This is a genomic window from Streptomyces sp. WP-1, from assembly GCF_030450125.1.
In the GTDB taxonomy this organism is placed as follows: Bacteria; Actinomycetota; Actinomycetes; order Streptomycetales; family Streptomycetaceae; genus Streptomyces; species Streptomyces incarnatus.
In genome coordinates this window covers 3,621,357-3,633,526 of sequence record NZ_CP123923.1, presented here as the reverse complement: position 1 = coordinate 3,633,526, position 12,170 = coordinate 3,621,357, and the positions used below count along the sequence as shown (strand labels likewise).

The window sequence follows — 12,170 nt, the reverse complement described above, 5'->3', positions numbered from 1 at the left end:
GGCCCTGGTGCCTGATCCGGCCTGATCCCGACGAAAGCCCCTGGAACTCCGGGCAAAGCCGCTGTCGTGCGCGCCGCCCACCGGCGACCATGGCCGTATGACGAGCACGCGACCCGTTGACCCCGCCCGCGCCCACTCCTTCAACGCGGCCGCCGCCCAGTACGCGGCCAACCGCCCCTCCTACCCGGCCGCCCTCTTCGACACCGTCGAGAAGGCCGCGGACCGGGCCCTGACCGGCGCGCGGGTCGCGGACGTCGGCGCCGGCACCGGGATCTCCACCAGCCTGCTGCACGCCCGCGGCGCGGACGTCCTCGCGGTCGAGCCCGGCGCGGGCATGGCCGCCGAGTTCCGCCGCGGCAACCCGGACATCCCCCTGGTCCGCGGCAACGGCAACGCCCTCCCGCTCGCCGACGCCACCCTCGACTTCCTCACCTACGCCCAGTCCTGGCACTGGACCGACCCCGCCCACTCGGTGCCGGAGGCCCTGCGCGTCCTGCGGCCGGGCGGCGCGCTGGCGCTGTGGTGGAACATCAGCGCCCTGGACGTCGAGTGGATCGCGCAGTCGTCCGAGCGCGTGCGCCGCGCCGCCGGCATGGACTCCCAGCAGGCCGACCGCGAGCAGCGCGCGGCGCTCGCCGACCCCAGCGGCCGGCTCGACTTCGCCCGGCACAAGCTGCGCTGGAGCCGCCGGGTCCCCCTGGACACCCACCTCGCCAACCTCGCCAGCCACTCCCATTTCCTCGTCATGGAAGCCCCCGCCCGCGACGCCTTCCTCGCCGAGGAGCGAACCCACCTCCGGCAGGTCTTCCCCGACGGCGTGGTCGAGGAGACGTACGACGTCCTCCTCCTGGTGGCCCGGAAGCGGTGACGGGGGAGGGGACGGTGACGAGAACGGCGGACGCGGTGGCACCGGTGGCCACCGCGCCCGCCGGGAGTCCCGGTGCCGCGAGGGGCTCAGCAGGGGAAGGTGCCGCTGTAGAGGGCGTGGCCGTACGAGGAGCTTCCGGAGCCGAAGCCGTAGATGCCGTCGTCGGACCAGACCGCCTCGCGTGAGCCGTTGACGCAGGTCGAGGTGGGCGCGAGGGCGAAGCCCTCCAGGTTGTCGACCGGCATGACGGCCGGGTTCGTGTAGGTCACGTCCGGGACGATCGCCCCGGCGGCGCCGACCTTCAGGAAGGTGTGCGTCTCACCGCAGGCGTTGTCGCAGGTGGCGACGATGCGCTGGGTCCCGGCGTCGAAGGTCACGTCCACCACGGAGGCCTTGCCGGTGGAGATCGTGCCGAACGTGGTGAACGTGCCGTCGGAGTTCAGGCCGTACGCGTGCAGCGTGCCGTCCCACTCCAGACCGGCGAAGAACAGGCCCGAGCCGTGCAGCGGGTAGTTCGCCGGGTTGTAGGCGGCGCCGGTGAGCGGGTCGGTCCAGCCGTTCGCGGTCAGCCAGCTGTCCGGCACATAGGCGACGCCCTCGAAGCCCAGGTTCGCGTCGTCCTTGCTGCCCGTGTCGAGCTGCGGGAACTGCGAGGTCATGTCCCACTGGTGGACCGGCGTGAGCGTCGAGCCGGTGGCCGCCGGGTCGAACTCCATGATCGTGTCCTTGGGGACCGTGTTCTTGGTGTTGTCGCGCTCGGAGGTCACATACAGGTGCCCGTTGGCGCCGACCGTCAGCCCCTCGGAGTCCGGCTCGCCGGAACCGCCCAGGAACCGGATCTGCTTGCCGGTCGCGCTCCACGACGCGTCCGGGACCCACTTCCCGTTGCTCTTGACCAGCTTGAACAGCCAGTTCTTGTTCTTGGCGGCCCACAGCACCGACGGGTTCGCCGGGTCGAACGCCAGACCGCTCACATCACGACCCTCGGGGCCGGTGGACGTGGTGAACGCGCAGACGTTGTCGGCGATCGTGACATCGAGGCCGCCCGGCCACGCCGAGGTGCCGGCCGGGGTGGAAGCCGTACCGGTGGGTGCCTCGGGGGAGCAGCCGCTGGTGAGCGAGCCGCCGCCGCCCAGGAGCTGACCACCGCCGGTGCCACCGCCACCGCCGCCGCTGCCCGAGCAGGAGTTCGCGCCGCCGAGGGTCGCGGACGCGGAGGTCCGGAAGGTGCCGCTGCCGTTGGCACAGCGCTCGTCCGACGGCTTGGCGCCACCGGCCGCCCAGGTCACCGAGTCGACGGTGGTGCCGTTGCTGTCGATGAGGAAGACCGAGTCGTTGTCGCCCAGGCCGAGGGCCGAGGCGAACGTGGCGTAGCCGCCGGCCGGAATGCTGGTCGTGCTCGGCGAGGAGGACGAGACCGAGGCCGGGGAGTGGCTGGTGTCGTTGTCCACGTACTTCCACGAGCCGATGCTCACCGCGCTCGAACCGCCGTTGTACAGCTCCACGGTGTCCGCGCCGTCCGAGGTGACCTCGTTGATCCGCACCTGGCTCGCGGCCGGGAGCGACGCGGGGCAGCCCGGGGCGTTCGCGGCGCCGAACGTGGTCGCCGCGGTCGTGGTGACCCACGCGCCGGTGCCGTCCCCGCCGCACCGCGCCATCGCCGGCTTCGCCTTACCGGTGGCCCAGTCGACACGGTCGACCACCGTGCCGCCGGAGGTGTAGAGCACCAGCTTGTCCGAGTCGCCCAGGCCCTTGGGCGAGTCGAAGGTGACGAAACCGTGCGCCGGGACGGTACCGGCGGACGGGCTGAACGACTGCGGCGAGAAGCTGTCGTCGGACACCTTCCAGCCACTGATGCTCACCGCGCTCGAACCGGTGTTGTACAGCTCCACCGTGTCGCTGTTCGACGAGGTGACCTCGTTGATCCGGATGTTCTGGTAGCCGGCCGGGTCCGCGGCGGCCGCGGGCTGGGCGGCGACCACCCCTGTCACGAGCAGTCCTGAGAGCGTCAAGGCAGCGGCGCACACGGAGGCGACGCCGGGACGCGAGGGTGAAGTAGACACGAGGCGGGACTCTGGCGGCACCACCTTGAGACAGCGTGTACGCCGGCTGAATGCCACCTGCTGGCCACCGGAACGTCAGACGCGCCTCCCCGGCCACCGCCCCACCACCGCCCGGCCGCGGCCCACCGTGACCGTTCCGCCGACCGGACATACCCCCCTGCCGGACACCCCCGGTGCCAGACTGAGCCGCATGACCCAGAAAGTCGCAGTACTCGGCACCGGAAAGATCGGCGAAGCCCTGCTCAGCGGGATGATCCGGGGCGGCTGGGCCCCAGCCGACCTGCTCGTCACCGCTCGCCGCCCCGAGCGCGCCGAAGAGCTCCGCGCCCGTCACGGAGTCACGCCGGTCGGCAACACCGAGGCCGCCAAGACCGCCGACACCCTGATCCTCACGGTCAAGCCGCAGGACATGGGCGCCCTCCTGGACGAGCTGGCCCCGCACGTCCCCGCCGACCGCCTGGTCATCAGCGGCGCCGCGGGCATCCCGACCGCCTTCCTGGAGGAACGCCTCGCCAAGGGCACCCCGGTGGTCCGCGTCATGACGAACACCCCCGCCCTCGTCGACGAGGCCATGTCCGTCATCTCCCCGGGCACCCACGCCACCCAGGAGCATCTGGCCACCGCCGAGGGCATCTTCGGCGCCGTCGGCAAGACGCTCCGCGTGCCCGAGGGCCAGCAGGACGCCTGCACCGCCCTGTCCGGCTCCGGCCCGGCGTACTTCTTCTACCTGGTCGAGGCCATGACCGACGCCGGCATCCTCCTGGGCCTGCCCCGCGACAAGGCCCACGACCTCATCGTCCAGTCCGCCATCGGAGCCGCCGTGATGCTCCGCGACAGCGGCGAGCACCCGGTGAAGCTCCGGGAGAACGTCACCTCACCCGCCGGTACGACGATCAACGCCATCCGCGAGCTGGAGAACCACGGCGTCCGCGCGGCCCTCATCGCCGCCCTCGAAGCCGCCCGGGACCGCAGCCGCGAGCTGGCCTCCGGCACGAAGGACTGACCCTGGCCGGGAGGGACCGGCCGGTGGTTGACACACCTCGGGGGGATCCGTAAGGTACTCCGAGTTGTCCGACGTGAGCGCCGACTCCGGTCGGTCCCCGGACAGCCATTCCGTGAGCACCACCCCATCCGACACCTCGGTGTCGAACACTTTGGTGTGCGTATTTGCGAAATGAGGAATCCGCGTTCGAAAGAACGAGGCCCCCGATTAGCTCGGGAGCCGGGAATCCGCTAATGTCTCACTCGTCGGAACGGCCCAACGGCCGGGAAGACAAACCCCGCTGACTGGGGGTCAGACGCCGAAAGGATCTGATAGAGTCGGAACCGCCGGAAAGGGAAACGCGAGAGCGGAAACCTGGAAAGCACCGAGGAAATCGGATCGAAAAAAGATCTGATAGAGTCGGAAACACGAAGGGAAGCCCGGAGGAAAGCCCGAGAGGGTGAGTACAAAGGAAGCGACCGTTCCTTGAGAACTCAACAGCGTGCCAAAAGTCAACGCCAGATATGTTGATACCCCGTCTCCGGTCATCACGACCGGGACGTGGTTCCTTTGAAATAAACACAGCGAGGACGCTGTGAACGGTCGGACTATTCCTCCGACCGTTCCGCTCTTCAGTTTGTGCACCGGCTGAAATGTTTTTCGGCCGAGTAAACATTCACGGAGAGTTTGATCCTGGCTCAGGACGAACGCTGGCGGCGTGCTTAACACATGCAAGTCGAACGATGAAGCCCTTCGGGGTGGATTAGTGGCGAACGGGTGAGTAACACGTGGGCAATCTGCCCTGCACTCTGGGACAAGCCCTGGAAACGGGGTCTAATACCGGATATGACCGTCTTGGGCATCCTTGACGGTGTAAAGCTCCGGCGGTGCAGGATGAGCCCGCGGCCTATCAGCTTGTTGGTGAGGTAACGGCTCACCAAGGCGACGACGGGTAGCCGGCCTGAGAGGGCGACCGGCCACACTGGGACTGAGACACGGCCCAGACTCCTACGGGAGGCAGCAGTGGGGAATATTGCACAATGGGCGAAAGCCTGATGCAGCGACGCCGCGTGAGGGATGACGGCCTTCGGGTTGTAAACCTCTTTCAGCAGGGAAGAAGCGAAAGTGACGGTACCTGCAGAAGAAGCGCCGGCTAACTACGTGCCAGCAGCCGCGGTAATACGTAGGGCGCAAGCGTTGTCCGGAATTATTGGGCGTAAAGAGCTCGTAGGCGGCTTGTCACGTCGGTTGTGAAAGCCCGGGGCTTAACCCCGGGTCTGCAGTCGATACGGGCAGGCTAGAGTTCGGTAGGGGAGATCGGAATTCCTGGTGTAGCGGTGAAATGCGCAGATATCAGGAGGAACACCGGTGGCGAAGGCGGATCTCTGGGCCGATACTGACGCTGAGGAGCGAAAGCGTGGGGAGCGAACAGGATTAGATACCCTGGTAGTCCACGCCGTAAACGGTGGGCACTAGGTGTGGGCAACATTCCACGTTGTCCGTGCCGCAGCTAACGCATTAAGTGCCCCGCCTGGGGAGTACGGCCGCAAGGCTAAAACTCAAAGGAATTGACGGGGGCCCGCACAAGCGGCGGAGCATGTGGCTTAATTCGACGCAACGCGAAGAACCTTACCAAGGCTTGACATACACCGGAAAGCATTAGAGATAGTGCCCCCCTTGTGGTCGGTGTACAGGTGGTGCATGGCTGTCGTCAGCTCGTGTCGTGAGATGTTGGGTTAAGTCCCGCAACGAGCGCAACCCTTGTCCCGTGTTGCCAGCAGGCCCTTGTGGTGCTGGGGACTCACGGGAGACCGCCGGGGTCAACTCGGAGGAAGGTGGGGACGACGTCAAGTCATCATGCCCCTTATGTCTTGGGCTGCACACGTGCTACAATGGCCGGTACAATGAGCTGCGATACCGTGAGGTGGAGCGAATCTCAAAAAGCCGGTCTCAGTTCGGATTGGGGTCTGCAACTCGACCCCATGAAGTCGGAGTCGCTAGTAATCGCAGATCAGCATTGCTGCGGTGAATACGTTCCCGGGCCTTGTACACACCGCCCGTCACGTCACGAAAGTCGGTAACACCCGAAGCCGGTGGCCCAACCCCTTGTGGGAGGGAGCTGTCGAAGGTGGGACCAGCGATTGGGACGAAGTCGTAACAAGGTAGCCGTACCGGAAGGTGCGGCTGGATCACCTCCTTTCTAAGGAGCACTTCTTACCGGGCTCTTGCTCGGTCAGAGGCCAGTACATCAGCGCATGTCTGATGCTGGTTGCTCATGGGTGGAACGTTGACTACTCGGCCGGATGTTCGGGTCGGGGGCTGTTAGTACTGCTCTTCGGAGTGTGGAACGCATGATCCTCGGACGGGTTCTGGTCGGGCACGCTGTTGGGTGTCTGAGGGAATGATCTGATCTTCTCCTCAGTCGCCGGCCCCAGTGCACTCGGACCTGTTGATGGGTTCGGGGTGATGGGTGGCTGGTCGTTGTTTGAGAACTGCACAGTGGACGCGAGCATCTGTGGCCAAGTTTTTAAGGGCGCACGGTGGATGCCTTGGCACCAGGAACCGATGAAGGACGTGGGAGGCCGCGATAGTCCCCGGGGAGTCGTCAACCAGGCTTTGATCCGGGGGTTTCCGAATGGGGAAACCCGGCAGTCGTCATGGGCTGTCACCCTTGCCTGAACACATAGGGCAAGTGGAGGGAACGAGGGGAAGTGAAACATCTCAGTACCCTCAGGAAGAGAAAACAACCGTGATTCCGGGAGTAGTGGCGAGCGAAACCGGATGAGGCCAAACCGTATGCGTGTGATACCCGGCAGGGGTTGCGTGTGCGGGGTTGTGGGATCTCTCTTCTACGGTCTGCCGGCCGTAGGGCGAGTCAGAAACCGTTGATGTAGACGAAGGACATGCGAAAGGTCCGGCGTAGAGGGTAAGACCCCCGTAGTCGAAATGTCAGCGGCTTGCTTGAGAGACACCCAAGTAGCACGGGGCCCGAGAAATCCCGTGTGAATCTGGCGGGACCACCCGCTAAGCCTAAATATTCCCTGGTGACCGATAGCGGATAGTACCGTGAGGGAATGGTGAAAAGTACCCCGGGAGGGGAGTGAAATAGTACCTGAAACCGTGTGCCTACAAGCCGTGGGAGCGTCGGATGCAGCTTGCTGCATCTCGTGACTGCGTGCCTTTTGAAGAATGAGCCTGCGAGTTTGCGGTGTGTTGCGAGGTTAACCCGGGTGGGGAAGCCGTAGCGAAAGCGAGTCCGAACAGGGCGATTCAGTAGCACGCTCAAGACCCGAAGCGGAGTGATCTAGCCATGGGCAGGTTGAAGCGGAGGTAAGACTTCGTGGAGGACCGAACCCACCAGGGTTGAAAACCTGGGGGATGACCTGTGGTTAGGGGTGAAAGGCCAATCAAACTCCGTGATAGCTGGTTCTCCCCGAAATGCATTTAGGTGCAGCGTCGTGTGTTTCTTGCCGGAGGTAGAGCACTGGATAGGCGATGGGCCCTACCGGGTTACTGACCTTAGCCAAACTCCGAATGCCGGTAAGTGAGAGCGCGGCAGTGAGACTGTGGGGGATAAGCTCCATGGTCGAGAGGGAAACAGCCCAGAGCATCGACTAAGGCCCCTAAGCGTACGCTAAGTGGGAAAGGATGTGGAGTCGCACAGACAACCAGGAGGTTGGCTTAGAAGCAGCCACCCTTGAAAGAGTGCGTAATAGCTCACTGGTCTAGTGATTCCGCGCCGACAATGTAGCGGGGCTCAAGCGTACCGCCGAAGTCGTGTCATTGCAGCATGTAGCCCTAACGGGTGTTGTGATGGGTAGGGGAGCGTCGTCTGCCGGGTGAAGCAGCACCGGAAGGTAGTTGTGGACGGTTGACGAGTGAGAATGCAGGCATGAGTAGCGATACACACGTGAGAAACGTGTGCGCCGATTGACTAAGGGTTCCTGGGTCAAGCTGATCTGCCCAGGGTAAGTCGGGACCTAAGGCGAGGCCGACAGGCGTAGTCGATGGATAACCGGTTGATATTCCGGTACCCGCTGTGAAGCGTCAAACATCGAGCATCGTGATGCTAAGGCCGTGAAGCCGCCCTGATCTCTTCGGAGTTGAGGGGAGTGGTGGAGCCGCTGAACCGAGCGGTTAGTAGGTGAGTGATGGGGTGACGCAGGAAGGTAGTCCATCCCGGGCGGTGGTTGTCCCGGGGTAAGGGTGTAGCCCGAGTGGTAGGTAAATCCGCCACTCATGAGGGTGAGACCTGATGCCGAGCCGATTGTGGTGAAGTGGATGATCCTATGCTGTCGAGAAAAGCCTCTAGCGAGTTTCATGGCGGCCCGTACCCTAAACCGACTCAGGTGGTCAGGTAGAGAATACCGAGGCGTTCGGGTGAACTATGGTTAAGGAACTCGGCAAAATGCCCCCGTAACTTCGGGAGAAGGGGGGCCACACTCGGTGATGGGATTTACTCCTTGAGCTGGGGGTGGCCGCAGAGACCAGCGAGAAGCGACTGTTTACTAAAAACACAGGTCCGTGCGAAGCCGTAAGGCGATGTATACGGACTGACGCCTGCCCGGTGCTGGAACGTTAAGGGGACCGGTTAGCTCCATTTCGGTGGGGCGAAGCTGAGAACTTAAGCGCCAGTAAACGGCGGTGGTAACTATAACCATCCTAAGGTAGCGAAATTCCTTGTCGGGTAAGTTCCGACCTGCACGAATGGCGTAACGACTTCTCGACTGTCTCAACCATAGGCCCGGTGAAATTGCACTACGAGTAAAGATGCTCGTTTCGCGCAGCAGGACGGAAAGACCCCGGGACCTTTACTACAGTTTGATATTGGTGTTCGGTTCGGCTTGTGTAGGATAGCTGGGAGACTGTGAAGCTCATACGCCAGTGTGGGTGGAGTCGTCGTTGAAATACCAGTCTGGTCGTGCTGGATGTCTAACCTGGGTCCGTGATCCGGATCAGGGACAGTGTCTGATGGGTAGTTTAACTGGGGCGGTTGCCTCCTAAAGGGTAACGGAGGCGCCCAAAGGTTCCCTCAGCCTGGTTGGTAATCAGGTGTTGAGTGTAAGTGCACAAGGGAGCTTGACTGTGAGACCGACGGGTCGAGCAGGGACGAAAGTCGGGACTAGTGATCCGGCGGTGGCTTGTGGAAGCGCCGTCGCTCAACGGATAAAAGGTACCCCGGGGATAACAGGCTGATCTTCCCCAAGAGTCCATATCGACGGGATGGTTTGGCACCTCGATGTCGGCTCGTCGCATCCTGGGGCTGGAGTCGGTCCCAAGGGTTGGGCTGTTCGCCCATTAAAGCGGTACGCGAGCTGGGTTTAGAACGTCGTGAGACAGTTCGGTCCCTATCCGCTGTGCGCGTAGGAGTCTTGAGAAGGGCTGTCCCTAGTACGAGAGGACCGGGACGGACGAACCTCTGGTGTGCCAGTTGTTCTGCCAAGGGCATGGCTGGTTGGCTACGTTCGGGAGGGATAACCGCTGAAAGCATCTAAGCGGGAAGCCTGCTTCGAGATGAGGACTCCCACCCACTTGATGGGGTAAGGCTCCCAGTAGACGACTGGGTTGATAGGCCGGATCTGGAAGCCAGGTAACTGGTGGAGGTGACCGGTACTAATAGGCCGAGGGCTTGTCCTCAGTTGCTCGCGTCCACTGTGTTGGTTCTGAAACCACGAACAACCAAAGTGCCGGTTGATAGTTTCATAGTGTTTCGGTGGTTATAGCGTTAGGGAAACGCCCGGTTACATTCCGAACCCGGAAGCTAAGCCTTTCAGCGCCGATGGTACTGCAGGGGGGACCCTGTGGGAGAGTAGGACGCCGCCGAACAATTTTTGGGAAAACCCCCGCACCGGTTGGTGCGGGGGTTTTCTGCGTTCAAGGGACAGTTTCCAGGACAGTGTCCTCGGAAGAGTTCGGCACGTTATCAGTCCATGACGATGTCCCGTTATAAGTCCTCCGTCGAGCACCCCGAAGTCCTCGCCCTGAAAGGGCACATCGCAGCCGTCCGCACCGAGGTCACCGGTCACCCCCTCTACACGAGCTTCCACAGCCGCCGGGACGTCGCGGTGTTCATGGAGCACCACGCGTTCGCCGTATGGGACTTCATGTCGTTGCTGAAGAGCCTCCAGCGGCAGCTGACCTGCACCAGCGTGCCGTGGGTGCCCCAGGGCCCGGTCGCCTCCCGCCGGCTGATCAACGAGATCACCCTGGTGGAGGAGAGCGACGAGTGGGGCGAGGGATTCACCTCCCACTTCGAGCTGTACCGGGCCGCGATGGACGACGCCGGCGCCGACCCCGGACCACTGGACGCCTTCCTCGGCCTGCTCCGCACCGGCACCCCCGTCCCCAAGGCCCTCGTGGCCGCCGGAGCGCCGCTCCCGGTACGGGACTTCGTCGGCGCGACCTGGAACGTCATCGAGACCGCCCCGGTGCATGTCCAGGCCGCCGTGTTCGCCTTCGGGCGCGAGGACCTGATCCCGGAGATGTTCGAGCAGGTCGTCCGCATCGACGACCGCGACGGAAGCCTCGCCAGGTTCAAGGACTACCTCCACCGGCACATCGAGGTCGACGCCGACGAACACACCCCCATGGCCATGCGCATGCTGGTGGACCTGTGCGGCGACGACGCCCGGAAATGGGCGGAGTGCGCCGGCGCGGTGCGCGAGGCGCTGGGCGAGCGGGCCCGGTTCTGGGACGCCATCCTGCGGCAGCTCCGCGAAGGGGGCCTGGCCACCGGCTCTTAGGCTGGGGCCATGCGCTATGACCTGATCATCTTCGACAACGACGGCGTCCTGGTGGACAGCGAGCCGATCTCCAACCGACACCTGGCGGCCTACCTCACCGAGCTGGGGATCGAGACGTCGTACGAGGACTCCCTGCGCGACTACATGGGATCGGCGATGCACCGGGTGCACGATCTCGTCCTGGAGCGCACCGGGCGGCGGCTGCCCGCCGACTTCGACGACGTCTTCCACGCCCGGGTCTTCGCCGCGTTCGAGCGGGAGTTGGGGCCCGTGCCCGGCGCCGCCGAGGTGCTGGAGAAGCTGGCCGCGGACGGGGTGCCGTACTGCGTGGCCTCCTCCGGGAGCCATGAGCGGATCAGGGTGGGGCACCGCGCCACCGGGCTCGACCGGTGGTTCCGGGAGGAGCGGATCTTCAGCTCCCAGGACGTCGGCAAGGGCAAGCCCGAGCCCGACCTCTTCCTGTACGCGGCCGAGCGGATGGGCGTCGCCCCCGGGCGGTGCGCGGTCGTGGAGGACTCCCCGCTGGGCGTCCGCGCGGCCGTGGCGGCCGGGATGGACGTGTACGGGTTCACCGCGATGACCCCGGCCGAGCGGCTCACCGGTGCCACCCAACTGTTCGGGGACATGCGGGAGTTGCCCGACCTGCTGAAATGACCCGCGGTATGACCCGTGCCATCCGCCGGTGCCTGACATCTGTCATGCCGTCGTCCGGACGAACGTTTCTACCGGCACACCCCCGCCGGACGGGAAGCTGAGGGCATGACGAAGAACACGGGGAACCACAGCCGGAACACCCAGCAGAACCCCAGCATGCTGGACAACCTCAAGCCGCTCATCGTCGACGTGGTCGTGCCCATCGGCGCGTACTACGTCCTCAAGGACGCCCTCGGCGCGAGCACCGTCGCGGCGCTCGCCTGGAGCAGTGTGGTGCCGGCGGCGCGCACCGTGTGGGGCCTGGTGCGCGAGCGCCGGGCCAACGCGCTGGCCTGCCTGATCCTGGTGGTCAACCTCGTCTCCCTGCTGGTGAGCACGCTCGCCGGGGACCCGCGGCTGATGCTCGCCAAGGACGGCGCGGTCAGCAGCACCGTCGGCATCGGCATCCTGCTCTCGGTCCGGCTCGGCCGGCCGATGATGACCACCGCGGTGATGCCCTTCCTGGTGAAGGGCGACGCGGTCAAGGAGGCCGCCTGGGCGCGGCTGACCGGCGGCACCTCGGTCCGGTCCGCGGCCTTCAGGCAGCGGGAGCGGCTGTTCTCCGTCGTCTGGGGCGTGGCGCTGCTCGCCGAGTGCGTCGCCCGGGTCGTCGGCGCCTACACCGTCCCCGTGGACACCATGGTCTGGCTCGGCACCGTCGTCCTGATCGCCACGATGGTGGTCGCCTTCCGGGTCAGCGGGGTGCTGGCCGCGGGCCCGATGGAGAGGCTGCTGGAGGCCGAGGCCGCCAAGACCGAGACCGTCGAAGCTGAAGGAAATTCACCTTTGGCGATGTCTACCCACAAGTAAGCCGGGGCCCT

6 protein-coding genes and 3 rRNA genes are annotated in these 12,170 nt (G+C 64.7%); 8 read left to right on the top strand and 1 reads right to left on the bottom strand.

Annotated elements, in window-relative coordinates:
• Positions 1–97 precede the first annotated feature (97 nt).
• Positions 98–868 (top strand): class I SAM-dependent methyltransferase, encoded by a 771-nt coding sequence (locus QHG49_RS15760; RefSeq protein WP_145487907.1) that lies wholly within the window; start codon positions 98–100, stop codon positions 866–868.
• 86 nt (positions 869–954) lie between these two features.
• Here QHG49_RS15760 and QHG49_RS15755 read toward each other — a convergent pair whose 3' ends face one another.
• On the bottom strand, positions 955–2,859 hold the full coding sequence (locus tag QHG49_RS15755) for a lamin tail domain-containing protein (protein WP_301490083.1): 1,905 nt from the start codon (positions 2,857–2,859) through the stop codon (positions 955–957).
• 262 nt (positions 2,860–3,121) lie between these two features.
• On the opposite strand from QHG49_RS15755, the gene proC reads away from it, so the two are divergent.
• The 7 genes from proC (at position 3,122) to QHG49_RS15720 (ending at position 12,159) form a co-directional block, all read left to right on the top strand.
• The gene (proC, locus tag QHG49_RS15750; RefSeq protein ID WP_159703752.1) at positions 3,122–3,934 is read left to right on the top strand and encodes a pyrroline-5-carboxylate reductase; all 813 of its coding nucleotides are present in this window, start codon (positions 3,122–3,124) and stop codon (positions 3,932–3,934) included.
• A gap of 654 nt (positions 3,935–4,588) precedes the next feature.
• Positions 4,589–6,113 (top strand): 16S ribosomal RNA (locus QHG49_RS15745).
• Positions 6,114–6,430: 317 nt separating this feature from the next.
• Positions 6,431–9,550 (top strand): 23S ribosomal RNA (locus tag QHG49_RS15740).
• A 72-nt stretch (positions 9,551–9,622) separates the two neighbouring features.
• Positions 9,623–9,739: ribosomal RNA gene (gene rrf / locus QHG49_RS15735) — 5S ribosomal RNA — on the top strand.
• The 16S, 23S and 5S rRNA genes sit together here, the layout of an rRNA operon.
• A gap of 104 nt (positions 9,740–9,843) precedes the next feature.
• Entirely contained in the window at positions 9,844–10,656 is an 813-nt protein-coding gene (locus QHG49_RS15730) for a DUF3050 domain-containing protein (protein WP_301490082.1), read from the top strand.
• 9 nt (positions 10,657–10,665) lie between these two features.
• Positions 10,666–11,310, top strand: coding sequence for an HAD family phosphatase (locus tag QHG49_RS15725; RefSeq protein ID WP_159703755.1), 645 nt, complete (start codon positions 10,666–10,668; stop codon positions 11,308–11,310).
• 105 nt (positions 11,311–11,415) lie between these two features.
• Positions 11,416–12,159, top strand: coding sequence for a VC0807 family protein (locus QHG49_RS15720; RefSeq protein WP_159703758.1), 744 nt, complete (start codon positions 11,416–11,418; stop codon positions 12,157–12,159).
• Positions 12,160–12,170: the final 11 nt, after the last annotated feature.